This window comes from Nocardia tengchongensis (assembly GCF_054781395.1).
The window spans coordinates 161360-183634 of record NZ_BAAGUM010000005.1 but is presented as its reverse complement, the minus strand read 5'-3'; the positions used below and the strand labels follow the sequence as shown (position 1 = coordinate 183634).

The 22275-nt window shown below is 68.0% G+C and carries 26 protein-coding genes; 5 read left to right on the top strand and 21 right to left on the bottom strand.

Features of this window, described 5'->3' with window-relative positions; genetic code table 11:
- Positions 1–15 precede the first annotated feature (15 nt).
- Positions 16–801, top strand: coding sequence for a CPBP family intramembrane glutamic endopeptidase (locus ACYVKL_RS09550; RefSeq protein WP_379168440.1), 786 nt, complete (start codon positions 16–18; stop codon positions 799–801).
- 277 nt (positions 802–1078) lie between these two features.
- Here ACYVKL_RS09550 and ACYVKL_RS09545 read toward each other — a convergent pair whose 3' ends face one another.
- From ACYVKL_RS09545 to ACYVKL_RS09535, 3 genes are all read right to left on the bottom strand, one after another.
- On the bottom strand, positions 1079–3238 hold the full coding sequence (locus tag ACYVKL_RS09545) for an MMPL family transporter (protein WP_379168438.1): 2160 nt from the start codon (positions 3236–3238) through the stop codon (positions 1079–1081).
- A 37-nt stretch (positions 3239–3275) separates the two neighbouring features.
- Positions 3276–3788, bottom strand: a complete 513-nt coding sequence (locus ACYVKL_RS09540; RefSeq protein ID WP_213558062.1) for an EXLDI protein — start codon at positions 3786–3788, stop codon at positions 3276–3278.
- A 256-nt stretch (positions 3789–4044) separates the two neighbouring features.
- Positions 4045–5007 carry a LysR family transcriptional regulator gene (locus tag ACYVKL_RS09535; RefSeq protein ID WP_379168435.1) on the bottom strand — a complete coding sequence of 321 codons (963 nt, stop codon included), beginning with the start codon at positions 5005–5007 and terminating at the stop codon, positions 4045–4047.
- A gap of 60 nt (positions 5008–5067) precedes the next feature.
- Here ACYVKL_RS09535 and ACYVKL_RS09530 point away from each other — a divergent pair, with 60 nt between their 5' ends.
- The gene (locus ACYVKL_RS09530) at positions 5068–5490 is read left to right on the top strand and encodes a DUF5997 family protein (RefSeq protein WP_379168433.1); all 423 of its coding nucleotides are present in this window, start codon (positions 5068–5070) and stop codon (positions 5488–5490) included.
- Positions 5491–5494: 4 nt separating this feature from the next.
- Here ACYVKL_RS09530 and ACYVKL_RS09525 read toward each other — a convergent pair whose 3' ends face one another.
- The 14 genes from ACYVKL_RS09525 to ACYVKL_RS09460 form a co-directional block, all read right to left on the bottom strand.
- Entirely contained in the window at positions 5495–8863 is a 3369-nt protein-coding gene (locus ACYVKL_RS09525) for an FAD/NAD(P)-binding protein (RefSeq protein ID WP_379168431.1), read from the bottom strand.
- Between the two features lie 138 nt (positions 8864–9001).
- A complete protein-coding gene (locus tag ACYVKL_RS09520) occupies positions 9002–9595 on the bottom strand; it encodes a hypothetical protein (protein WP_357197973.1) in 594 nt (197 codons plus the stop codon).
- 275 nt (positions 9596–9870) lie between these two features.
- On the bottom strand, positions 9871–10167 hold the full coding sequence (gene rpsQ / locus ACYVKL_RS09515) for a 30S ribosomal protein S17 (protein WP_213558067.1): 297 nt from the start codon (positions 10165–10167) through the stop codon (positions 9871–9873).
- Positions 10164–10403 (bottom strand): 50S ribosomal protein L29, encoded by a 240-nt coding sequence (gene rpmC, locus ACYVKL_RS09510; protein ID WP_040804215.1) that lies wholly within the window; start codon positions 10401–10403, stop codon positions 10164–10166. Before rpmC ends, rpsQ begins: the two co-directional genes overlap by 4 nt.
- Positions 10403–10819, bottom strand: coding sequence for a 50S ribosomal protein L16 (rplP, locus tag ACYVKL_RS09505; protein ID WP_213558068.1), 417 nt, complete (start codon positions 10817–10819; stop codon positions 10403–10405). The genes rpmC and rplP overlap by 1 nt, the downstream gene beginning before the upstream one ends.
- A 3-nt stretch (positions 10820–10822) precedes the next feature.
- Positions 10823–11629: a 30S ribosomal protein S3 gene (gene rpsC / locus ACYVKL_RS09500; RefSeq protein ID WP_033091021.1), complete on the bottom strand. Its 807-nt coding sequence runs from the start codon at positions 11627–11629 to the stop codon at positions 10823–10825.
- Positions 11630–12031: a 50S ribosomal protein L22 gene (rplV, locus tag ACYVKL_RS09495; RefSeq protein ID WP_213558069.1), complete on the bottom strand. Its 402-nt coding sequence runs from the start codon at positions 12029–12031 to the stop codon at positions 11630–11632.
- Positions 12028–12309, bottom strand: a complete 282-nt coding sequence (gene rpsS / locus ACYVKL_RS09490; protein WP_040804204.1) for a 30S ribosomal protein S19 — start codon at positions 12307–12309, stop codon at positions 12028–12030. The genes rplV and rpsS overlap by 4 nt, the downstream gene beginning before the upstream one ends.
- Before the next feature lie 14 nt (positions 12310–12323).
- Complete coding sequence (gene rplB, locus ACYVKL_RS09485; protein ID WP_379168428.1) at positions 12324–13154, bottom strand: 50S ribosomal protein L2; 831 nt, start codon at positions 13152–13154, stop codon at positions 12324–12326.
- Between the two features lie 32 nt (positions 13155–13186).
- On the bottom strand, positions 13187–13492 hold the full coding sequence (gene rplW / locus ACYVKL_RS09480; RefSeq protein WP_067712168.1) for a 50S ribosomal protein L23: 306 nt from the start codon (positions 13490–13492) through the stop codon (positions 13187–13189).
- The gene (rplD, locus tag ACYVKL_RS09475; RefSeq protein ID WP_357197977.1) at positions 13489–14160 is read right to left on the bottom strand and encodes a 50S ribosomal protein L4; all 672 of its coding nucleotides are present in this window, start codon (positions 14158–14160) and stop codon (positions 13489–13491) included. The genes rplW and rplD overlap by 4 nt, the downstream gene beginning before the upstream one ends.
- The gene (rplC, locus tag ACYVKL_RS09470) at positions 14157–14822 is read right to left on the bottom strand and encodes a 50S ribosomal protein L3 (RefSeq protein ID WP_213558072.1); all 666 of its coding nucleotides are present in this window, start codon (positions 14820–14822) and stop codon (positions 14157–14159) included. Before rplC ends, rplD begins: the two co-directional genes overlap by 4 nt.
- A 14-nt stretch (positions 14823–14836) precedes the next feature.
- The gene (gene rpsJ, locus ACYVKL_RS09465) at positions 14837–15142 is read right to left on the bottom strand and encodes a 30S ribosomal protein S10 (RefSeq protein ID WP_040804197.1); all 306 of its coding nucleotides are present in this window, start codon (positions 15140–15142) and stop codon (positions 14837–14839) included.
- Positions 15143–15637: 495 nt separating this feature from the next.
- Positions 15638–16063 carry a hypothetical protein gene (locus ACYVKL_RS09460; protein WP_379168425.1) on the bottom strand — a complete coding sequence of 142 codons (426 nt, stop codon included), beginning with the start codon at positions 16061–16063 and terminating at the stop codon, positions 15638–15640.
- Between the two features lie 188 nt (positions 16064–16251).
- Between ACYVKL_RS09460 and ACYVKL_RS09455 the strand changes: the two genes are divergently transcribed.
- From ACYVKL_RS09455 to ACYVKL_RS09445, 3 genes are all read left to right on the top strand, one after another.
- Positions 16252–16728 carry a hotdog fold domain-containing protein gene (locus tag ACYVKL_RS09455; protein ID WP_379168423.1) on the top strand — a complete coding sequence of 159 codons (477 nt, stop codon included), beginning with the start codon at positions 16252–16254 and terminating at the stop codon, positions 16726–16728.
- 73 nt (positions 16729–16801) lie between these two features.
- Positions 16802–16972, top strand: coding sequence for a hypothetical protein (locus ACYVKL_RS09450; protein ID WP_379168420.1), 171 nt, complete (start codon positions 16802–16804; stop codon positions 16970–16972).
- 99 nt (positions 16973–17071) lie between these two features.
- Positions 17072–18304 (top strand): lycopene cyclase family protein, encoded by a 1233-nt coding sequence (locus tag ACYVKL_RS09445; RefSeq protein ID WP_379168418.1) that lies wholly within the window; start codon positions 17072–17074, stop codon positions 18302–18304.
- 3 nt (positions 18305–18307) lie between these two features.
- Here ACYVKL_RS09445 and ACYVKL_RS09440 read toward each other — a convergent pair whose 3' ends face one another.
- The 4 genes from ACYVKL_RS09440 to ACYVKL_RS09425 form a co-directional block, all read right to left on the bottom strand.
- Positions 18308–19336 (bottom strand): SDR family oxidoreductase, encoded by a 1029-nt coding sequence (locus ACYVKL_RS09440; RefSeq protein ID WP_379168416.1) that lies wholly within the window; start codon positions 19334–19336, stop codon positions 18308–18310.
- Positions 19337–19430: 94 nt separating this feature from the next.
- The gene (locus ACYVKL_RS09435) at positions 19431–20354 is read right to left on the bottom strand and encodes an ABC transporter permease (RefSeq protein WP_379168413.1); all 924 of its coding nucleotides are present in this window, start codon (positions 20352–20354) and stop codon (positions 19431–19433) included.
- Positions 20351–21160, bottom strand: coding sequence for an ABC transporter permease (locus ACYVKL_RS09430; RefSeq protein ID WP_213558078.1), 810 nt, complete (start codon positions 21158–21160; stop codon positions 20351–20353). The genes ACYVKL_RS09435 and ACYVKL_RS09430 overlap by 4 nt, the downstream gene beginning before the upstream one ends.
- On the bottom strand, positions 21157–22164 hold the full coding sequence (locus ACYVKL_RS09425; protein ID WP_379168411.1) for an ATP-binding cassette domain-containing protein: 1008 nt from the start codon (positions 22162–22164) through the stop codon (positions 21157–21159). Before ACYVKL_RS09425 ends, ACYVKL_RS09430 begins: the two co-directional genes overlap by 4 nt.
- Positions 22165–22275: the final 111 nt, after the last annotated feature.

The following is a 22275-nucleotide window of genomic DNA, read 5'->3' as shown; positions in this document are numbered from 1 at the left end:
CGTACACTGGCCTGGATGTCTCGAAACGATAACGGCGCGGTGGCGGTGCTGGGCGAAAGCCCGGCGGAGCTGCCCGAATCGCCCACGCTGCCCGGCCACAAGCTGCATGCCTACGTGGATGTCGCCGTCGTTGTCGTCGTCTTGATCTGTACGAATCTCATCGCGCACTTCACCAACCAGTGGGCGAGCATCGTCTCGGTGCCGATTGCCGCGGTGGTGCTGGTGGCCCTGGTCCGGCGGCGCGGACTCGGCTGGGCGGAACTGGGACTCTCGCCGCGGCAGTGGCGACGGGGATCGGTGTGGGCGCTGGCGGCGGTGGGCGTGGTGCTCGCGGCCGTCGCCATCGGCGCGGCCCTGCCCATCACCCGGCCGTTCTTCCTGAACGACCGCTATGCCGCGGTGTCGGGCGCGCTCATCGCGTCCATGATCGTCATCCCGCTGCAGACCGCGATTCCCGAGGAACTGGCCTTCCGCGGCGTCCTGCACGGCACCCTGGATCGCGTGGTCGGGGCGCGCGGCGTCTTCGCGGCCGGCTCGATGCTGTTCGGGCTCTGGCACATTGCCTCGTCACTCGGATTGACCAGTGGCAACAAGGGATTGACCGGATTCCTCGGGGGCGGCCCGGCCGGGCAGATCCTCGGTATCGCGCTCGCGGTGCTTGCGACCGCCGGGGCCGGGGTGGTCTTCACCTGGCTGCGCCGGCGCAGTGGCAGCCTGCTCGCGCCGATCGCGTTGCACTGGGCGGTGAACGGCGCGGGCGCGCTGGCCGCGGCCGTGGTCTGGCACGTCACCGTGCACTAGAGCCCCAGAGGGGGCCGACTGACCTGGGAACAGAGGATTATGGTCAGCCGGCCCGGGGTCGGTTCGGCGGGTTGGGCCACGCCGAACCGAATCTGTGGGTACCGCGCCCCGTAGTGCGCGGACTCGCGAACTGTATCCAGTGTCCAGTTCACCCCGCGGCACTTTCGCGAAAAAACTGAAACATGTTTCGTTCAGATGATGTTCCGGCCGTCTCAGCGGACTGGCCCGCCTCTCCGAAGGAGAAGCGGGCCAGCCGATTCGGGTACCTATTCGAACGTCAGCGGCGAACGGCGTCGCTCACCTCTGCGGAGTCCGACAACTCGGCATCCCACTCCACATGCTTCGTGGCATCCCCACCATGGCCCGGCCACCACGCGAAACGGCCGACCAGAGCGGTCACCGCCGGCGTGAAGAACATCGCCATGACGAAGGCCGCGATGGTGATGCCCAGCGAGATGGCGAAACCCATCTGGGAGAGCACCGAATTGCCCGCCAGCATCATGGAGGCGAAGGTGCCCGCCAGGATGACACCGGCCGCGGCCACCGTCGGACCCGTGTGCCGCACGGCCAGCGCCGCCGAGCGATGCGGATCGTTGCCCTCGCGGGCCTCCTCCCGCAATCGGGCGACCATGAGGATGTTGTAGTCGGTGCCCAGCGCCACCACGAACAGGTACATGATCAACGGCAACTGGAAGATCAGACCCTGCTCGCCCCTGATGTGCTGGAAGACCAGCACCGCGGAGCCGAGCGTCGCCGCGAAGCCGAGGAACACCGAGGCCATCAGGTACCAGGGCGCGACCACGCTGCGCAGCAGCAAGGCCAGCACGATCATGATCAGCACCGCGGCCACCGGGAACACCACCGTGTAGTCACGGTTCATGGCGTGCTGGAAGTCGACGAACACCGAGGTCATACCGCCCACCACCGCGGTGGTGCCGGCCGGGGCCGAGGCATGCGCGGTGTCGCGCAACGGCCCCTTCACGGTGTCCAGCGCGGCATCCGATTCGGGCTTGTCGGTGAGCGTCACCTGGAATTCGGCCACCGAGCTGTCCTTCGACAACGTCGGCTGCGACACCTCGCCCACGCCGCCGATACCGGTCAACGCCGTACGGAAGGTGTTCAGCTCGTCCTTGTTCAGCGTCCCCTGGTCGGCGCGCAGGTAGACCTGCGACGGCTGGGTGCTGCCCGCGGGCATGCCCTTGAGCAGTTCCTTGCCGTACACCGTCGATTCGGAGGCGTCCGAGGTCGAGCCGGCACTCAGATCGAAGGTCGGGTTGAAGCCCAGCGCGAAGATGCCCAGCACCAGCAGCACGCCGCCCGACGCCGCGGCGAACAACGCCGGACGCTTGCCCAGCGCATTGCCGACCGCGCCGAAACGCGCACCCTCGGGCTCGGTCCGCCACGCCTTCGACGGCCAGAACACCTTGGTGCCCAACAGCGAGACGATGGCCGGGACCAGGGTCAGACCGGCCAGCAGCGCCACCGCGACCGCGATGGCCAGGGCGATGCCCATGGACCGGAACATCCCCAGGGTGGACAGGGTGAGCGCACCGAAAGCGATGATCACCGCCGCCGCGGCCGAGGTGATGGCCTCGCCGACCCGTTCCACCGAGCTGACCATGGCCGTCTTCGGGTCCTCACCGGCGCGCAGGCGCTCCCGGTAGCGGAACATCAGGAACAGGATGTAGTCGGTGCCGACGCCGAAAAGCACGACGACCAGCAGCGATTGCACCGAGTTGTCGATCTTCAGGTCGAATGCCGAACTGGCCGAGGCGATCACGCCGTTGGCCAACGCCGACACCAACCCGATCACGATGATCGGCAGCAGCGCGATGATCGGACTGCGGAAGATGACCAGCAGCAGCACCAGGATGAGCACCACGGTCGCGATGCCGATGATGGCCAGGCCCTTCTGGCTGGAATCCTGCTGATCCAGCATCTGGGCCGCGGTGCCGGTGACACCGGCCTTCAGGTCGGTGCCGGAGACCTGTTCCTTCAGGGCGTCACGCAGCGCCTTGACCGCGTCGGTCTGGTTCTTGGCCGCCTGGTCGGTCGCCTTGGTCATCGCGACCGCGACCACACCGATGGCCTTGGTCTCCGACGGCGGCAGCGCCTGAACGGCGGTGACGTCCTTGATCTTCTGCTCGGACAGCTTCGTCGCGGCCGCGGAGACGGCCGCCGCGTCCTGATCGGTCAGCGGAGCCCCGTCGGAGCGCTCGAAGACGATCAGCGCGGCCGGGGTGTTGCTGTTGGGGAATGCCTTCTGCTGCAGCTCCATCGCCTGGACGGATTCGTAGTGGGAAGGCAGGAAGTCGGATTGCTCGGTGGTGGCCGTGAGCTTGGGCGCCGTGGCGACGACCGCCACGATCGCGATCAGCCACGCGCCGATCACCAGCCACGGGAAGCGGACGACCAGTCGTCCTAGTCCAGAGAACATGCGGGAGAAGTCCTTTCGGGGTTCGGCCGCGCGCTATTCAGATGTCGAGGACCTGGGCAGCCGGGTTCTCCAGCGCATCGGCGACGATCCGGTAGACCTTCGCCGGAACAAGATCACGCAATTCCCCCGGCGAGTCCACGATGTCGACGGTGAAGTCGCCGTATCCATCCTTACCCAAGTGAAGGAATTCGCGCCACCCCCCAAATCCCTTGAGCCATTCCGTCATCAGCGAGAGGTCCGACTGATCGGAGCCCTTCCGGACGGTCAGGTACTCGTCTTTCCGCTCCTCGGCGGCATTCCGGGTGGCCCGCGCGAAGTCCGTCCAGTCCAGGAAATGCCGGTGGACGACCAGTTTGCCCTTGCGGCTCAGGAAGACCTGGACCGATTCACTCCCCTCCGAGGTGACCTTGCGACCGTCCGCCAGCGGGCGGCCGACGAAGCGCTGGGTGCGGCCACCGCCGGGGCCGACTCGCAGGGTGATCTCACGCATGCCCTCGGGGAGGGGATCCGGGACCAGATCGGTGGCGGGCTTGTCCATTTCGAGGGCCATGAGATGCTCCGAATCATTCGTGGATGCGTATATGGGCATGCGTGTACGACACGAGACCGCGGGTGCGATACCCGGTGCGCCGCAGTCGATCTCAGCGATTCCCGACGGCGGAACACCGTCTTCAGTCACTATAAGTAGACGTATACGTATAGAGCAACCCTGATTTGACCCTGAAGTTTCTCCAGACCGATCCCTGACCCCGGAGACGCGAAAGGGCCCGTCCCCCCGATCGGGAGACGGGCCCGCACAGCAGGATTCAGCGACCGCGCCGCTTGCCCGGCTTCTTCGCGCCGCCCTGCTTCGACTTCGCCGCGGCCGCGGGCTTTTTCGCCGGAGCGGGCTTGCGCTTGGCCGGCGACTGCTGCTTGCCCGGCTTGTTCGCCTGCTGCCCCGACGGCGAACGGGTACTGCGCTGTGAACGGCCGCGCACCACACCCACGAACTCCTCCACCAATTCGGTGGTGCGGTCGGCCGGCCAGGCCAGCGCGACCTCGGTCTCGGGCACATCGGTGACCAGGCGGTAGACCAGGTCCTTGCGGTGGTGCAGGCGGGCGATCGAATGCGGGACGATGGCGGCGCCGCTCACCGCGGCCACCAGCTCCATGGTCATGGCGGCCTCGTCCAGGTCGGCGGCGTCCTGCATGCGCTCGTCGGCCAGATCGACCGTGGCGACCTGCTCGAACAGGGCGATCGGATGATCCTTGGGCACCACGACCACCGGCACCTCGCGATACAGCGGAATCGCGCTCATGCCGTCACTGTCGATGGGCAGGCGGACGAAGCACATGTCGACCGCGTCCGTGCGCAGCGCCGACTCCTGCTCCTTCATCGGGACCGGGATCAGTTCCAGCCGGATGTCGGGGAATCGGTCGGCCCAGATGCGCTCCCACTTGGTGACGGTCACGCCCGGGACGAACCCGACACGCAGGCGATCCACCGCCTCCGCCTCCGTGACCGGCTCCGCCGGGGCGGCCGCGATCAGCGCACGAGCCTCTTCGAGCACCGCCTGCCCGTCCTCGCTCAGCTGGGTCGGCTGCGCGCCGGGCACGAACAGCTTGGTATCGAGCTCTTCCTCCAGCTCGATGACCGTGCCACTCAATCGCTGCCGCGAAATGCCCAGTCCCCGTGCCGCGCGGGCGAAGTGCAATTCCTCGGCTACCGCGACGAACCAGCGCAGGCGCGTGATGTCGATGGACTCCAACCGGCCCTGACCTGTCATGGGGTCCAGGTTATTGCACCGGCCAGCAGGTTCTGCCCACCCGCCCGATACCCTTGACAGGTGAGCCCGGACAAGAACACCCAAACCATGAAGCCGCTCACCGCGGCGAACAAACTCGGCATCTACCTCCCGGCTACCCCGGCCGAGTTCCAGAGCTCACCCATCACCCGCGCCCAGCTCGAAGAGCTGCGGGTGAACCCGCCGCAGTGGCTCACCGACCTGTACGCCAACGGGCCGTTCCCGCGTGACGTGGTGGCCCGCAAACTCGGCATCTCCAACTCCGGTCTGGCTCGCAACGGCGTCAACGACGCGCTCACGACCGACGAGATCACGGCCCTGCTCGCCGACCCGCCCGAATGGCTGGTCCGCGAACGCGACAACCTGGTCGCCGTCCGCAAGGAAGCCGAGCGGGTCAAGGAGAAGGAGGCCGCGCGCCGCGCCGCCACCAACCGTCCGGCCAAGAACCTGTTCGGACCCAAGTAACGCGTCACAGCCTGCGCAGCACCCGGTCGACCAGGTCCGGGGCGGCGCCGAGGTAGTTCTCCGGGCGAAGCAGCTCGGTCAGTTCGAGCCTGCTGAGGTGCCCGACGATGTCCGGCGACTCGGCGAGCACATCGGCCAGCGGGCGGGTGCTCGACCGGGCCTCGAACGACGCGGCCTGCAACGCCTTCTTGGCCTGCGGCTTGCCCAGGATGGGCGCCAACCGGATCGACAGCCGTTCGGCGACGATCTGCCCCTCGGTCAGTGACAGATTCTCGGCCATCCGATCGGCGTCCGCGATCAGACCGGTGGCCAGCTCGACCGCCGTATGCGCGGCGCCGCCCACCAACAGCAGACACTCGCGCAACGGCTGCCATTCGGCGTGCCAGGACCCGGCCGCCCGTTCGTCCTCGGCCAGCAGCGCACCGAACAAGGTCGAGGCCAGCGCCGGAACCTGCAGGGCGGCCGCGCGAATCATGGTGCTCAACACCGGGTTCCGCTTCTGCGGCATGGCCGAGGACTCACCGCGACCCGGAGCGGCCGGCTCGGTCAATTCGGCCGTCTCCTCCCGGGACTGGGAGATCACGTCCACCGCCAGCTTGCCGAGGACGCCTGAGGTCAGGGCCAGCGCCGCGGCCAGATCCGCGATCGGGGTACGGACCGTGTGCCAGGGCGTGGCGCTCACCGTGAGCGAGAGCTCCGCGGCGAACTCACCGGTGAGCCGCTCCACGATCTCGCCCGCCGGCGCGTCCGAGAGTTCCGACTGGGCGCAGCGGGCGCACTCGATGTAGGACGCCAGAGTGCCCGCCGCACCGCCCAATTGAACCGGCAACGTGCCACGCACCCGGTCCAGGCGTTCGCGGGCGTCGAGCAGGCCCTGCATCCAGACCGCCACCTTCGCCCCGAACGTCGTCGGCACCGCGTGCCGGGCCAGGGTGCGGCCCGCGATCGGAGTGGTGCGGTGGCGGCGGGCCAGGTCGGCCAGCGCCGCGAGAATCGTGTCCAGGTCGGCGATCACCACGGCCAGCACGCGGGAGGCGATCACCATGGTCGCGGTGTCCAGGATGTCCTGACTGGTGGAGCCGTAGTGCACGTAGTCGGCGCTCACCGGGTCCACCTCCGCGACCGCGTCGTGCAGGCGTTCCACGAAGCACACCACCGGATTCGCGGCCCCGCGCGAGGCCCGCGCGATCTCGCGGGCGTCGAACTCGTGCTCGCGCACGGCCGTGGCCAGGTGACCGGTGACGGTGTCGGGCACCATGCCCAGGCGGGCCTCGGCGCGGGTCAGCGCCAGCTCCACCTCCAGCATGGCCTCGATCCAGGCGTCGTCGCCCAGCAGGGATTCCACCGGCGTGCCCGCCCCGACCGGGGCCAGCAGACCGCATTCCACCGTCATCTCGGTGTGCCTTTCACTCTCGTCGGGGAGTTCGGAATGCCGTTGCACCCCGAGATGATTCGGTGCGGACCCCGCGTAGCGATGGGCGGTGAGGATCTCGCGGGCGATGGCGTCGCCATCGGCGAGGGTCACCGAATTGACCCGCGGGCGCGGGCCCGCCGCGGTCACCCAGCGCACCGCCTCGGTCGGTACCCCGAAGGCGTAGCGGCGCGGATGGATCCGGCCGCCGGCGTCGACCGGGTGATGCGAGCCCGGGGCCAGCGCCAGACCACCGGTGCGGTAGCGGCCGCCGTCCGGCGAGGCGATCGAATAGCCGCTGACCTCGTCCCGGCGTAACAGGTTGCGCAGCAGTGGATCCGCGGTGCGATGCAGGTCCGGAGCGGGCACCCAGGCGTCGACGAGGGATCGTGCCCGTGCCACCGAGTCACCCACCCGGGGCGAATCGGCCACGTAGCACTCGTGCCGGGTGTCCGCCCGGACCCGCATGCCCGGACCGGCGACCCGCACCACGCCCGCGCGGATCAGGGCCGCCAGTTCCGAGATCCGGTGCGCCGGCGGGCCGATGGACAGGAACGAGTTCAGCGGCGTGTACCAGCGATCCAGGTCGTCGCGGTAGGAGGAACCCGCGATACCGCCGTGATCCACCACCAGGCGCACCTCGTTGCGCAAGTCGCGCAACACATCCAGGGCCGCCTTCATCGGGCCGCGCACATTGCCGAGGCGGGCCTGCTGGACGTCGGCGTCGAGGTAGGCCAGCAGCCAGGAGTGGAAATCGGCGGGATCGGTGAAACAGCGGCCGGCGGTCGGGTCGGCGAGGGCCTGCCAATCCCAGCGGTCGGCGGCCGCGATACCGAAGCGGTTCAGCAGTTCCTCGATGTCACCGGGCGCCGCGGCGAGCAGGTAGCGGTCCCGGAAGGAGGCCAGCCGGGGCGGGCTGACCCGGTCGGCCAGCAGGCGGGTGTAGTAGACCGACTCGACCTCGCGCGCGATGTAGGGCCAGACGTCGCGCCGGAAGGACACGTCGCCGGAATCCCGGGCGCGGCTGCGCAATCGGGCGATCCGGTCGCTGTTCAGCAGCAGCGGTTGGTAGCGGCCGTCGACGCCCTTCTGATGTTCGCCGCGCGCGTGATGCGGGACGCCGCGGCGGCAGCCGCTGATGATGAGCGGCTCCCGGCCCGAGGCCACGTACTCCAGGCCCGCCTCGGTCTCCTTGAACCGGCCGCCCCGGCCCGCCGTCAACAGCGCCAGATAGTCGAAGAAGGTGAGGCCCAGGCCGCGAATGATGACCGGCTCCCGCTCCGGCAGCCGATCGAGGTCGGCGTCGGCCGCATTACCGGGCGGAAAGTAGGTGAGGCCCAGGCGATCCGCGGCGACGGTGAGAGAACCCGGCGCGTCCGGCGGGGCCTCGGCCAGATGGCCCTGTGTCAGCACCACCGCGTGCAGGCCGCGCAGCCGTTCCCCGGTGTTGAGCTCCAGTTCCTGGAAGCCGCCGGGTCCGTCGCGCAGGTCCACCACGGTTGCCACGATTTCGCGGACCCGCACCCAGTCGGCGTAGCGGTCGCGGGTGCGTTCGAAGGCCCAGCGCAGGTAATGGCCGTAGTAGGCGCGCGACGGATAGGTGTCAGGGGAAATGCGCGAGGCCGTCCCGAAGGCGGCGGCGGGCAGGCCCGCGAAATTGCCGATCTTCGTCAGGAAATCGGACCATTCGTAGAGGCTGGGGCCCCGTTCCACCGGGCCGGCCATCTCGACGGTGTCGTCGGTGAAGATCGTGACCTGCTCGGCGACGGTGTTCATGAGCAGGTGCGACGACTGATCGGTCCGCCAGACCGAGCCGGTGCCGACCCGATTCGAGTCGATGACCACCAGCTCGACCCCGGCGGCGATATCTAATTGACGCGCATTGGCGCAAATACGTTCGAAGACATTCAGGCCCCTGGGACCGACGCCGACAATAGCGATCCGTAAAACATTGTCGAGCATGCAAACTCACCGATCGCGCTCGATTAGCCGTACCCGAATCCGGATACGCCGCCGAGGCTAGCAGCGGGTCGAACAAGCCCTCAAGAATGCGCGGTACGGTACGTCTGCTTCGCCGGAAATGTCAGCCGTTCCGGATTGTCAGCAGTAGTAGCAGACGCCATTCGCGGGCAGCTCGGTGAAACAGTTGACGCACACGGCCTTCCGCGCTTCCGGTTCCGGCTTCGCGACCGGCGCCGGACCGGCGGCGGTGACCCGGCGCGGCGCGCCACCGTTGCGCGGAATCAGCGGCGGGATGCCACCGTCGGTGGGGATCTCCGCGCCGTAGGCGGCATAGCACTGCCAGCGGGCGTAGGCCGCGTGCACCTCGAGGTCGGCCGGGACGGGTAGGTGCGCCAGCTCCAGCACGTACTTGTAGCTGTCGCTGACCTTGTGATTCTGCTTGACGCACAGGGCGGTCAGCGGCGGCTCGCCGGCATTGTGGCAGCGGCGCGCGACCTTGCGCAGGATGGCGTCCATCCAGGTACGGGTCGGCGCGTCGGTGCGAATGCCCGACATCTCCTGCACGCGCTCGGCCAGTTCGTTCACAGTGACGAAATGACCGTAGCCTGAAGCACATTCGGCCAGCACTTCGTGGGCGGCCAGAGACCACGCCACCGCCGCATCGCGGAAAGTCACCGCGGTCCGGTCGTCGATCCGCCAAGCCCCGGAAGTTGTTGTCGCAGCATCCCTCATAGCCTGTACACGCTAACGCTTTCGCCCGGCGACACGCCAATTCCGTTTGGACATATGGGGTTTCAGTTTGGTCACACTCGTCCAGATTTGGCATTACCGGCCAGTATCCGGACAAAAAGAAAAGACCCGCTTCCCAAATGGGCAGCGGGCCGGGCACTCTCGCCCCAAAACACACCGGTCCGCTTCCCAACGGGAAGCGGACCGGTGATCAATGACTTGGTTCAAGTCATGGAGCAGGCTGGTCGTTTCGAGCGACCTGCAAGCAGTCGCTACGGCTACTTGGCCTTCTCCAGGACCTCGACCAGACGCCACCGCTTGGTGGCGGACAGCGGACGGGTCTCCATCAGCTGCACGCGGTCGCCGATACCGGCGATCTCGTTCTCGTCGTGAGCCTTCACCTTCGAGGTGGTGCGGATGATCTTGCCGTAAAGCTTGTGCTTCACGCGATCTTCCAGCTCGACCACGATGGTCTTGGTCATCTTGTCGGAGACGACGTAGCCGATGCGCGTCTTGCGCTGGCCCCGCTCCTCCTGGTTGGCCGGCGTCTTGGCCGGGCCCTTTACGTCGCTCATGCGGCGTCTCCCTTGCCTTCAGGACCGGAGGCCAGGCCGAGCTCGCGCTCACGCATGACCGTGTAGATGCGCGCGATCTCGTGGCGGACCACGCGCAGGCGGCGGTTGTTCTGCAACTGACCGGTCGCCATCTGGAAGCGCAGGTTGAACAGCTCTTCCTTGGACTCGCGCAGCTTGGCGACGAGCGCCTCGTTGTCGAGCTCGCGGAGCTCGGCAGTCGGATTAGCGGTAGCCATCAGAACTGCTCCTCCCGGGTCACGATGCGGCACTTCATCGGGAGCTTGTGCATCGCGCGGCGCAGGGCCTCACGAGCGATCTCCTCGGTCGGGTACGACAGCTCGAACATGACGCGTCCGGGCTTGACGTTCGCGATCCACCACTCCGGCGAACCCTTACCGGAACCCATGCGGGTTTCGGCCGGCTTCTTGGTGAGCGGGCGGTCCGGGTAGATGTTGATCCAGACCTTGCCGCCACGCTTGATGTGGCGGGTCATCGCGATACGAGCCGACTCGATCTGACGGTTGGTGACGTAGGCCGGCTCGAGAGCCTGAATGCCGTACTCACCGAACGTCACCGCGGTGCCGCCCTTCGCCATGCCGGAACGGCCGGGGTGGTGCTGCTTACGGTGCTTGACCTTGCGGGGCATCAACATAGGTCAGCCCTCCTGATTCTCTGCCGGTGCCTCCGCGACTGCAGTCGCGGCGCGTCCGGCCTCAGTGCTGGTCGCGGTGGTGCCCTGGGCACCGCTACGACGCGGACGGCTCGGCCGTTCGCGGCGCGGGCGGTCGTCACGGTCACGGCCGGACGGGGCCACAGCGGTGACCTCGCGCTTGCCGCCGACGATGTCGCCCTTGTAGATCCAGACCTTCACGCCGATGCGGCCGAAGGTGGTCTTCGCCTCGTACAGGCCGTAATCGATGTCGGCGCGCAGCGTGTGCAGCGGCACCCGACCCTCACGGTAGAACTCCGAGCGCGACATTTCGGCGCCGCCGAGGCGGCCCGAGCACTGCACACGGATGCCCTTGACGTTCGGCGAACGCATGGCCGACTGGATGGCCTTGCGCATCGCGCGACGGAACGCCACACGGTTCGACAGCTGCTCGGCAACACCCTGAGCAACCAGCTGCGCATCCGACTCGGGGTTCTTGACCTCGAGGATGTTCAGCTGAACCTGCTTCTTGGTGAGCTTCTCCAGCTCGGCGCGAATCCGGTCGGCCTCGGCGCCACGACGGCCGATCACGATGCCCGGACGCGCGGTGTGGATGTCCACACGCACGCGGTCACGGGTGCGCTCGATCTCGACCTTCGAGATGCCGGCCCGCTCCATGCCGGTGGCGAGGAGCTTGCGGATCGCGACGTCTTCCTTCACGTAGTCCGCGTACTGCTTGTCCGCGTACCAACGCGACTTCCAGTCGGTGGTGATACCGAGGCGGAAGCCATGGGGATTGATCTTCTGTCCCATTTACTTTGCCCCTCCCTTCCGGCGGCTACGAGTGGCAGCGCCGGCGGTGGGCACGCTCTCGACCTCGATGGTGATGTGGCTGGTGCGCTTGCGGATCCGGAACGCACGGCCCTGGGCCCGCGGCTGGAAACGCTTCATGGTCGCGCCCTCGTCGACGAAAGCCGTCGAGATGACGAGGGTGGCCGGGTTGAGGCCGAGGTTGTTCTCGGCGTTGGCGGCCGCCGAGGCGACAACCTTCGCAACCGGCTCGCTCGCGGCCTGCGGCGCGAACTTCAGGATGTTCAGCGCGTCCTGCACGCTGCGGCCACGGACCAGGTCCACGACGCGACGCGCCTTCATCGGCGTCACGCGAACGTGCTTGGCGGTCGCGCGCGCGGTCGGGTTCTGAGTTTCAGTGCTCATCGCCGCTTGCTCTTCCGATCTTCCTTGACGTGGCTCTTGAACGTGCGGGTCGGCGCGAATTCACCGAGCTTGTGTCCAACCATGTTCTCCGACACGAACACCGGCACGTGCTTACGGCCGTCGTGCACCGAGAACGTGTGACCGATGAAATCGGGAATGATGGTGGAACGACGCGACCAGGTCTTGATGACCTGCTTCGTGCCCTTCTCGTTCTGGACGTCCACCTTCTTGAGGAGGTGTCCGTCGACGAACGGGCCCTTCTTCAGGCTACGTGGCATCTTTAACCTCCTCCTTAACGCTTCTTGCCGCGGCGGCGGACGATGAGCTTGTCGCTGGGACGGTTGGGCTTACGGGTGCGGCCCTCGGGCTTGCCCCACGGGGAGACCGGGTGGCGACCACCGGAGGTCTTACCCTCACCACCACCGTGCGGGTGGTCGACCGGGTTCATGACCACACCACGGACGGTCGGGCGAACGCCCTTCCACCGCATACGGCCGGCCTTACCCCAGTTGATGTTCGACTGCTCGGCGTTGCCGACCTCGCCGATGGTGGCGCGGCAGCGCACATCGACGCGACGGATCTCACCGGAGGGCATACGCAGGACGGCGTAGGCGCCTTCCTTACCCAGCAGCTGGATGCTCATGCCCGCGGCGCGAGCCAGCTTGGCGCCACCACCCGGACGCAGCTCCACGGCGTGAACCGTGGTACCGGTCGGGATCGAGCGCAGCGGCAGGTTGTTGCCGGGCTTGATGTCGGCGCCGGGGCCCGACTCGATCTTCGTGCCCTGGGCGATGCCCTTGGGCGCGATGATGTAGCGCTTCTCACCGTCAGCGAAGTGCAGCAGCGCGATGTTGGCGGTGCGGTTCGGGTCGTACTCGATGTGAGCGACCTTGGCCGGGATGCCGTCCTTGTCCAGGCGACGGAAGTCGATCAGACGGTAGGCACGCTTGTGGCCACCACCCTTGTGACGGGTGGTGATGCGGCCCTGCGCGTTACGGCCACCGGTCTTGCTCAGCGGACGCAGCAGCGACTTCTCGGGGGTCGAACGGGTGATCTCGGCGAAGTCCGAGACCGAGGAACCGCGGCGACCCGGGGTAGTCGGCTTGTATTTACGAATTGCCATGAGTTCTTCTGCCTTCCTGAAGTCCCCGCCGCTTACGCGACCGGGCCTCCGAAGATCTCGATGGGCTTGCTGTCGGCCGAGATGGTCACGAGCGCGCGCTTGGTGCTCTTACGCGTGCCGTAACCGAAGCGGGTCCGCTTGCGCTTGCCCTGACGGTTGGCGGTGTTGACGCTGGTCACCTTGACGCCGAAAACCTTCTCGACGGCAATCTTGATCTGCGTCTTGTTGGAGTCCGGGTGCACGATGAAGGTGTAGGTGCCCTCTTCGATCAGTCCGTAGGACTTCTCGGAGATCACCGGCGCCAGCAGAATGTCGCGGGGATCGGCGATGGTGGTCACTTGCTCTCCTCCTGTGCAGCTTCGGCGGGGCCGTGCACGAAGGCGTTGAGCGCCTCGACCGAGAACACGATCTCGTCCGACTTCAGGACGTCGTAGGTGTTCAGCTGGTCCGGGGCGATCGGGTGCACGCCCTGCAGGTTCGCCACGCTCTTCCACGCGGTGACATCTTCACGACCGACGACGACCAGGATGTTCTTCCGGGCCGAGAGCTCGGCGAGGAAGGACTTGGCCACCTTGGTCGACGGGGTCTGACCCGACACCAGTTCGGTGATCACGTGGATGCGCTCGTTGCGAGCCCGGTCCGACAGCGCGCCACGCAGTGCGGCGACCTTCATCTTCTTGGGCAGACGCTGGGTGTAGTCACGCGGCTGCGGGCCGTGGACGGTGCCACCGCCGGCGAACTGCGGCGCACGGGTCGAACCCTGGCGCGCACGGCCGGTGCCCTTCTGGCGGTACGGCTTCTTGCCACCACCGCGGACCATGCCGCGGGTCTTGGTGGCGTGCGTGCCCTGGCGAGCCGCGGCCTGCTGGGCCACGACAACCTGGTGCATCAGCGCGATGTTCGCGGTCGCGTCGAAGATCTCCGCGGGGAGCTCGACGGTGCCCTCGGTCTTGCCGCCAGCGGCCTTGACCGTGAGCGTCAGGTTGGTCTTGGTCTCGGTGCTCATGCCCGGGCACCACCCTTCACTGCACTCTTGACGATCACGATGCCGCCGGTGCGGCCCGGGATCGCGCCCTTGATCAGCAGCAGGCCGTTCTCGGCATCCACCTTGTGGACCGAGAGGTTCTGCGTGGTGACGCGGTCGTTACCCATGCGGCCCGACATGCGCATGCCCTTGAAGACACGGCCCGGGGTGGAGCAACCACCGATGGAACCCGGACGACGGTGCACGGCCTGCGCACCGTGCGAGGCACCCTGACCACGGAAACCGTGGCGCTTCATGGTGCCCGCGAAGCCCTTGCCCTTGGAAGTGCCGGTCACATCGACGTAGCTGCCCTCTTCGAAGGCCTCCGCGCTGATCTCCTGGCCGACCTCGAAGGCGGCGGCGTCGGCGACGCGCAGCTCGGCGATGTGGCGGCGAGGGGTGACACCGGCCTTGGCGAACTGGCCGGAGACCGGCTTGTTCACCTTGCGGGGGTCGATGGCGCCGTAGGCGACCTGAACGGCGGAGTAGCCGTCGCGCTCAACGGTGCGGATCTGGGTAACGACGTTCGGGCCCGCCTTGACGACGGTCACGGGAACGACGCGGTTCTTCTCGTCGAAGACCTGGGTCATGCCGAGCTTGGTGCCCAGGATGCCCGCGGCCGGACGGTTCTTGTTGTCAGTCATATTCGAGGTCCCCGTCACTGAATGTTGACGTCGACGCTGGCCGGCAGGTCGATGCGCATCAGGGCGTCAACCGTCTTCGGCGTCGGGTCGAGGATGTCGATAAGCCGCTTGTGCGTACGCATCTCGAAGTGCTCGCGCGAGTCCTTGTACTTGTGCGGCGACCGGATGACGCAGTAGATGTTCTTTTCGGTGGGCAACGGCACCGGGCCAACGACGCGGGCACCGGTACGGGTCACCGTCTCGACGATCTTGCGCGCGGACGCGTCGATCGCCTCATGGTCGTAGGCCTTGAGCCTGATGCGGATCTTCTGTCCCGCCACGCTGAGTGTCCTTTTCTCCGCTTGCGTTGTGGCCCAGGAGCTTTCACTCCCGAACCACCCTCATTTGCACTGCCGAACACACGAAGACGCATCAGCCACCACACGACCGAGGCCCTCGGGCCCGATCCATCGCCGCTGTTCATCTGTCATGGTTCATCCGGTCCACGCGGTCGGGCGTGTCGCTCCGCCGCTCATTCCTCGGCCCCGGACCAAAATCCTTACAAGCCTCGGAACATTGTTCCGGACGCACCCACGCCGCAAATCAGCGGGGTGCAAAATTGGGTCTTGCTCGCCCACCACCAGCGCCGATCCAACGGAAAAGACGCAACCCGGTGTGGGCAACCCGAACAGTATGCCTCGAGCCCCCGCCCCACTTCAAATCGCCCCCTCCCCCACCCCCGAGCCAATGGCCCTGGTCACACCCGGTCGAGCCCCCCGGCTCCGGCCGTGTGCCGGCCGGTGCGGAATTCGACTCTCGCACCGGCCATTTCACACTCAGTTGTCGTGCATGTGGCGCAGGTAGTAGTCCCAGCCGCCGAGATCCTGGATCAGCAGGAAGTTGCCGCCCTGGAACCGGGAGGGGTCGACCACGTACAGGCCGACCTGCCCGTCCGGAACTTCGGCGGCCTCGCCGACGATCTGGGTCAGGTTGCCGTGCGGGCGGCCGTCGATCACCAGATCGGAGTAGTACGGGTCGGGGGCGATCATGTTGTGACCGCCGTTGATCTGGGTGATGGCCGCCGGGATCCAGGTGTTGGACAGTGCCACGGTCTCGTCGTGGGTCAGGTCCACGCCGACGATGATGCCCGCGCCCGGGTTGACGTGCGGCGTGAAGGCAGCGGCCGAGCCGGCGGATGCGGTGACGGCGGCCGCCCCCGCGAGTGCGATGCCGACGGTGGCCATCGCGGTACGAATACGCATGATTTCGGAAACTCCTATTTCCCCGATAGCCGGCCCGAGCGGCCCGGCTCCCTGCTGCGCCCTGGGCGCAGCCCTCTCAGATAACTGGGAACCGGTTGGTTTTGCGCGCCGAGGCAAGCCGCCGACCGATTCGGCGACCGATACGAAGCGAGGGTTTCGCAGAACTTACTTTTGAGTAAGATACGGGTATGGGTAAAGAGACCGCTACGTATCGCGGGTGGAAGAAGCTTCCGGACAACCGCATCGGGCACACCTTGTTCTCGCTCGGCATGGTGGCCCGGGTGCCGTACTTCGGGACCGTGCTGCCCAGCGTGGTGCGGCTGGAGCCGGGCATGTGCGAGGTGACCGCGCCCAAGTGGTTCGGCATCCACAACCACCTGGGGACCTTCCACGCCATCGCGGCCTGCAATCTGGCCGAGGTCGCGATGGGCATGCTGTCGGAGGCGACCGTGCCCGAGACGCACCGGTGGATCCCGAAGGCCATGAACGTGCAGTACCTGGCCAAGGCCAACTCGGGACTGCGGGCCGTCGCGAAACTGGCCGAGACGCCCGACTTCTCGCAGATCACCGAGGGCCAGGAACTGGTGGTGCCGGTATCGATCTACGACCGGTCCGGGCTCGAGGTCGTGCACGCCGACATCACCACCTGGGTGACGCCGAAGTAGTCACACCCGGCTGGAAGTGACTCACCAGCCGACACCGAGCAAGCTCACAGCCACCGTCAATAGCGTTGCGGCCATGACAGATTCACTCTCCGCCGCAGCCCCTTCCCACCCCGCTCCCGGACGCCGCCGCCCCGGCCGGCGCGCCCGCGTCGCGGCCGCCGCGGCGCTGGCCCTGGCGGCGACGCTGGGGCTGGCCGCTTGCGGGTCCAGCGATCACAACGCCTCGGGCGGCGGCGCGCGGTAGGCGGACAGCGGTGCGGTCGCCGCCGGAGCGCGGACCGGCCGGGGTGCGAAGTGGGACTGGGCCTGGCGTGGGGGTGGCCGGGGCTGTTTGAATGCGGGTATGAGTGGCCGGGAGGTCGGCAGGGCCGCCGACGTGTGTGTGGTGGGGCTCGGTCCCACGGGGCGGGCGTTGGCGCATCGGGCCATGGCGGCGGGGATGCGGGTGGTCGCGGTGGATCCGCGGCCGCGCCGCCTGTGGGCGCCGACCTTCTCGTGCTGGGTGGACGAGCTGCCGCAGTGGCTGGGGCACGGCGCGATCGCCAGCCGGATCGAGGCGCCGGCGGTGTGGACCACCACCGAGCACCGCATTCCACGGCCGTACTGCGTGCTGTCCAAACAGGGCCTGTTCGACGCGCTTCCGCTGGACGACGCCACCGTGATCACCGGTCGCGCCCGCACCGTGGAGGCGCATCGGGTGGAGCTGGCCGACGGCACCGAGGTGCGGGCCGCCACCGTCTTCGACACCCGCGGCCAGGCCACCCCGGGCGCGCGGCGCACGGCCAGCGCGCACGGCATCTTCGTGGACGAGGACATCGCCGCCCCGATGGTGACGGCGGGCGAAGGGCTGCTGCTGGACTGGCGTGACGAGAACGGCGCGGGCCCGGACGATCCGCCGTCGTTCCTGTACTCGGTGCCGCTGGGCGACGGCACGGTCATCTTCGAGGAGACCAGCCTGGGCCTGCGCGGCGGGATGCCGCAGCACGAGCTCCGCCGCCGCACCCTGAATCGGCTGGCGGCGCACGGTATTCGACTACGCGGCGACGAGCCGACCGAGGCCGCCCACTATCCGCTCGACGAGATGCCGCCGAAAGCCGGTCGCGGCGCGGTGATTCCGTTCGGCTCGCGCGGCGGCATGATGCATCCGATCACCGGGTACTGCGTGGCGGATTCGCTGGCGCTGGTGGACACCGCCCTGGACGCGGTACAGCGCGGCACCGATCCGATCGAGGCGCTGTGGCCGTGGCAGGCGCGGCTGGTCTATTGGATGCGCATGCGCGGGGTGTACGGCCTGGGCCGGTTGACCACGGCCCAGTCGATCGCCATGTTCGAGGCGTTCTTCACCCGTCCGCCCCGGCAGCAGCGGGCGCTGTTGTCGGCGCACGACGATTACGCGGCCCTGGGCACGGCGCTGTTCATGACGGTCGGCACCACCTGGCCGTTCCGCTGGCGCTACGACCTGATGGGCTGGACCAACCGGAACCGCTGGGTCGGTTGGGATTACGGCCGTCCCCGCAGCCTGGAGGACCTGCTGCTGTCCCCGGACAGCCTGCTCCCCGGGGACAACCCGTCCTGAGTCTCAGACCCAGTTCTCGATCCAGTACTTCCAGACGACCGAGGCGTAGGCGGCCAGCGGCGGCACCTTGATATCGGTGCCGGCCAGGGCCGCGGCGGCCTGGCGCGAGTCGAAGCGGCAGGCGAATTCGGAGTCCTCGATGACGTCCATCGGGATGCCGATCTGGCGCAGCGCCCAGCCCATCCCGGGCACCCGCAGCGTGACGTCGAGGGTCTGCTTGGGCATCACCTCGATCAGGTGCGGCGCCCCCGCCTCGTCGGCGAAGAGGTTGAACGCCTCCGCGACGCTCTGTTCGCGCGGGTCCGCCAGGTGGTAGGTGCTCGGCCCGTCGCCGGGCAGGTGCGCGATGTGGTCCAGGGCGCGGGCCACGAAATCGACCGGCACCATATTGGTTTCGCCGAGCTGGGGTGCGACCACGGGCAGAATGCGCGGCAGCTGCGCGGCCATGCGCAGCAGCCGGAAGAAGTAGTACGGGCCGCCGATGCGGTCGATCTCGCCGGTGCGGGAGTCGCCGATGACGATGGCGGGCCGGTAGACGCGCCACGGCACGGCGGTCTGCTCGCGCACCACCTGCTCGGCGCGCAGCATGGCGCGCTGATACGGCGTGGGCAGCAGTTGCCCGACGTCGGTCATGTCCTCGGTGAACACGCCTTCCCAGGCCCCGGCGACGCGCAGGGTCGAAACGTGGTGCAGCCGTCCCGCTTCCAGCGCGGCCGCGAGCTCGGTCACCCGGCGGGTGCCGCCGCCCGCGCCGACGCTGTCGAAGCCGGCGGCGAGATGGAAGACGTGCTCGATCGAACCGCGGTGCGCGGCAAGCCAGCCCGGGTCGACGCCGAGTCCGGGTGCGCCGAGGTCGCCGCGGACCGGGTGTACCCGGTCGCTCAGTCCCCAGTCGCGTAGGCAGCGGTTGTAGCGCAGCACGGAGTCTTCGCCGGGCCGGACCAGGATGTGGATGTCCGCGCCACGCTTCAGGAGTTCGGGCACCAGAAACCGCCCGAGAAACCCGGTTGCCCCGATAACCAGGTAAGACATGGGGGCAACCTTAACGTGACGCAGGCCACTCGATTTTCCAGGGCTGCACTGGGGAAACCGGTCGGGCGTGTCCGCCCGCCGGTTTCCGGCGTGTCTACGCTCCGGTTTCGGCGGCGCGGCGGTATCCGCGCACCGCCGGGTAGGCGAACACCACGATCATGCCGATCGCCCACGCGGCCGTCTTCCACAGCGGCGTCGCGATGGGACCGTCGTAGGACAGTCCGCGCATGGCGTCGATGGCCGTGCTCATGGGCTGGTTCTCGACGGTCTTCTGCAACCAGACCGGATAGGCGAACACCGGCACGAAGCCGGAGTTGAAGAACATCAGCAGGGTGTTGATGATGCCGACCAGCGACACCAGCATGACGCCCTCGGTGAGCGTGGCCAGTGCCGTCACCAGCACCGCGAACCCGAGCGCGAACAACACCGGAATGGCCAGCATGGCAATCGAAGCCGCGGGCCCGTACCAGAACCGGAAGCCCAAGGCGACGCCCACCGCGAGCACGAACAGCGAGGTGATCACCACGCGGAGGGCCTCGGCCAGCAGTCGCCCGGTGAGTCCGGCGGCGCGGTGGATGGGCATGGTGTAGAACCGCCCGAGCAGTCCGGTGGCCTTCTCGACCTTGAACCCGAGGGCGCTCACCACCGACCCGGACATGGCCGCGACCAGCATGACCATCGGCACGGTGCCGTAGATGCTGGGCATGTCGGTGGCCTTGGTGATGGAGTCACCGAGCACGATCCGGAACATGATCAGCGTGGCGGCCGGGTAGACCAGGGTCTGAATGGTGGTCGCGGGGTCGCGCATCCAGCCGATGAGCATGCGCTTGCACTGGATCACGCTCTGCTGCGCCCAGACCGAGAGCGCGCGCTCCGAGCGGGGTTTCACCACGGGCAGCGGCTGACGCCCCGCCCACGAATCCCGTTCGGCCACCGCATTGTCGGCGGGCGCCGCCGCGGTGTCCTTGCCGGGCATCGAATCCTTGTCGGCCGTATCGGCCGTGGTCGCCGTGCTCATGACCGCCTCACGCTCGCCCAGACCGCCAGCGGCAGGAAGCCGACCAGCATGCACCCCAGCCACACCAGCGGCACCCACAACACATTCCAGGTCACTCCGTGCTGGGCCATGTCGCGCAGTGCGAAGGAGAACTGCGAGATGGGCTGATTGCGCACGAACGGCCGCACCCACACCGGGAATCCGGTTTCGGGCACGAAGCCGCAGGACAGCATGCCGAAGATGAGGGTCGGCAAGGTCAGGGCCTGGCTCAGCGATTCGGGGCTCTTGGTCAGTGACCCGAGCCCGTCCGCGCCGATGGCCAGCACGGTTCCGACGGCGAGGGAGAACGCGCAGAACAGCGCGGCCTGTCCCCAGCCGGCGACGAAGTGGAAGCCGATGAGGTGTCCCCAGACCAGCGCGGCGATGAGCGAGACCACCGATCGCACGAAGCCGGCGGACAGCCGCGACACCAGCGGCACCATCTTGCCGATGGGCATGGTCTGCATGCGGGTGTTGAGTCCGGTCATGGCTTCGAAGGCGGCCAGCTGCGCGTTGGACATCATGGTGAAGGACATGGTCTGCAGCACGATGATCGGCATGACGAACTGCGCGTAGTCGATGCCCTGGAACTTCATCACGTAGCGCAGCGGCAGGTAGAAGCCGAGGGTGAAGACCAGCGGCACGATCACCGCGATGAGCATCTCGCCCTTGGTGAACATCACCCAGACCACGCGTCCGGTCAGGGCTCGCCACTGCGCGAAGCTGTTGGGCCGGGCCGGGGGTACCCCGGCGAACAGATCGGCGGCGTCGGCCGCGGGGGCGGTCATGCGGCGCCTTCCGCGTCGACCGTTTCCTTGGTGCCGGAGTGTCCGGTGAGGGTGAGGAAGACGTCGTCGAGCGAGGGGCGGCGCAGGCCGATATCGGCGAGCGGGACGCCGGCGCCGTCGAGCCGGCGCAGGGCCTCGGCGAGGGTGGCCGCGCCCTCGGGGGCGGGGATCGAGAGCCGGTCGCCGGAGAGTTCGGCGCGGACCGCGGCCGGCACCAGCTCGCCGAGCGCGTCGGCGACCTTGCCGAGCTGGGTCGGATCCAGGGGCACGACCTCGCAGTAGCTGCCGCCGGTCTTCTCCTTGAGGGCGTCGGCGGTGCCTTCGGCGATGACGGTGCCCTTGTCGATGACGATGATGTTGTCGCTGAGCACGTCGGCCTCTTCGAGGTACTGCGTGGTCAGCAGAACGGTGATGCCCTGGGTCTTGAGCGCGGTGACGAGGTCCCAGACGCCCTGCCGGGAGCGGGGGTCCAGGCCGGTGGTGGGTTCGTCGAGGAACACCACTTCGGGCCGGACCACCAGGCCGCAGGCGATGTCGACGCGCCGGCGCATGCCGCCGGAGTAGTGCCGGACCGCGCGGCGGCCGGCGCCGGTGAGGTCGAATTCCTCGAGCAGGGTGTCGGCGCGCTGGCGGGCGGCCTTGCGCGGCAGGCCCATGAGGCGGCCGAAGAGTTCGAGGTTCTCGCGGCCGGAGAGGTTCTCGTCGAGGGCCGCATACTGTCCGGTCATCATGATGGACCGGCGGACCGCGGCGGGGTCGGAGCGGACGTCGTGCCCGGCGATGCGGGCGATGCCGGAGTCCGGGCGCAGCAGGGTGGACAGGATCTTGACCGTGGTGGTCTTGCCCGCACCGTTGGGGCCGAGGATGCCGAGTACCTGTCCGCGGGCGGCGGTGAAGCTGACGCCTTGCAGCGCGTGCACATCGCCGAAGGACTTGCGGACGTCTTCGACGTAAACGGCCGGATCGTCGGGTGCTACGGGTTCCGGTCTGTCCAAGCTGGGCATCAACTCTCCACTATCGGCTGGTCGGGCTGAACATTGTCGCCCCGGGGCGGCGGGTCCCCACATCCCGCGGGGATTGCGTAGTTGCCGTCCGCCGGGATGATCCACACCGCC

Excerpts from the sequence above, each read along its gene's own strand:
- ACYVKL_RS09550 (WP_379168440.1), top strand. The coding sequence starts at position 16 with ATGTCTCGAAACGATAACGGCGCGGTGGCGGTGCTGGGCGAAAGCCCG.
- ACYVKL_RS09545 (WP_379168438.1), bottom strand. The coding sequence starts at position 3,238 with ATGTTCTCTGGACTAGGACGACTGGTCGTCCGCTTCCCGTGGCTGGTG.
- ACYVKL_RS09540 (WP_213558062.1), bottom strand. The coding sequence starts at position 3,788 with ATGGCCCTCGAAATGGACAAGCCCGCCACCGATCTGGTCCCGGATCCC.
- ACYVKL_RS09535 (WP_379168435.1), bottom strand. The coding sequence starts at position 5,007 with ATGACAGGTCAGGGCCGGTTGGAGTCCATCGACATCACGCGCCTGCGC.
- ACYVKL_RS09525 (WP_379168431.1), bottom strand. The coding sequence starts at position 8,863 with ATGCTCGACAATGTTTTACGGATCGCTATTGTCGGCGTCGGTCCCAGG.
- ACYVKL_RS09520 (WP_357197973.1), bottom strand. The coding sequence starts at position 9,595 with ATGAGGGATGCTGCGACAACAACTTCCGGGGCTTGGCGGATCGACGAC.
- rpsQ (WP_213558067.1), bottom strand. The coding sequence starts at position 10,167 with ATGAGCGACGTAAAGGGCCCGGCCAAGACGCCGGCCAACCAGGAGGAG.
- rpmC (WP_040804215.1), bottom strand. The coding sequence starts at position 10,403 with ATGGCTACCGCTAATCCGACTGCCGAGCTCCGCGAGCTCGACAACGAG.
- rplP (WP_213558068.1), bottom strand. The coding sequence starts at position 10,819 with ATGTTGATGCCCCGCAAGGTCAAGCACCGTAAGCAGCACCACCCCGGC.
- rpsC (WP_033091021.1), bottom strand. The coding sequence starts at position 11,629 with ATGGGACAGAAGATCAATCCCCATGGCTTCCGCCTCGGTATCACCACC.
- rplV (WP_213558069.1), bottom strand. The coding sequence starts at position 12,031 with ATGAGCACTGAAACTCAGAACCCGACCGCGCGCGCGACCGCCAAGCAC.
- rpsS (WP_040804204.1), bottom strand. The coding sequence starts at position 12,309 with ATGCCACGTAGCCTGAAGAAGGGCCCGTTCGTCGACGGACACCTCCTC.
- rplB (WP_379168428.1), bottom strand. The coding sequence starts at position 13,154 with ATGGCAATTCGTAAATACAAGCCGACTACCCCGGGTCGCCGCGGTTCC.
- rplD (WP_357197977.1), bottom strand. The coding sequence starts at position 14,160 with ATGAGCACCGAGACCAAGACCAACCTGACGCTCACGGTCAAGGCCGCT.
- rplC (WP_213558072.1), bottom strand. The coding sequence starts at position 14,822 with ATGACTGACAACAAGAACCGTCCGGCCGCGGGCATCCTGGGCACCAAG.
- ACYVKL_RS09460 (WP_379168425.1), bottom strand. The coding sequence starts at position 16,063 with ATGCGTATTCGTACCGCGATGGCCACCGTCGGCATCGCACTCGCGGGG.
- ACYVKL_RS09455 (WP_379168423.1), top strand. The coding sequence starts at position 16,252 with ATGGGTAAAGAGACCGCTACGTATCGCGGGTGGAAGAAGCTTCCGGAC.
- ACYVKL_RS09450 (WP_379168420.1), top strand. The coding sequence starts at position 16,802 with ATGACAGATTCACTCTCCGCCGCAGCCCCTTCCCACCCCGCTCCCGGA.
- ACYVKL_RS09445 (WP_379168418.1), top strand. The coding sequence starts at position 17,072 with ATGAGTGGCCGGGAGGTCGGCAGGGCCGCCGACGTGTGTGTGGTGGGG.
- ACYVKL_RS09440 (WP_379168416.1), bottom strand. The coding sequence starts at position 19,336 with ATGTCTTACCTGGTTATCGGGGCAACCGGGTTTCTCGGGCGGTTTCTG.
- ACYVKL_RS09435 (WP_379168413.1), bottom strand. The coding sequence starts at position 20,354 with ATGAGCACGGCGACCACGGCCGATACGGCCGACAAGGATTCGATGCCC.
- ACYVKL_RS09430 (WP_213558078.1), bottom strand. The coding sequence starts at position 21,160 with ATGACCGCCCCCGCGGCCGACGCCGCCGATCTGTTCGCCGGGGTACCC.
- ACYVKL_RS09425 (WP_379168411.1), bottom strand. The coding sequence starts at position 22,164 with ATGCCCAGCTTGGACAGACCGGAACCCGTAGCACCCGACGATCCGGCC.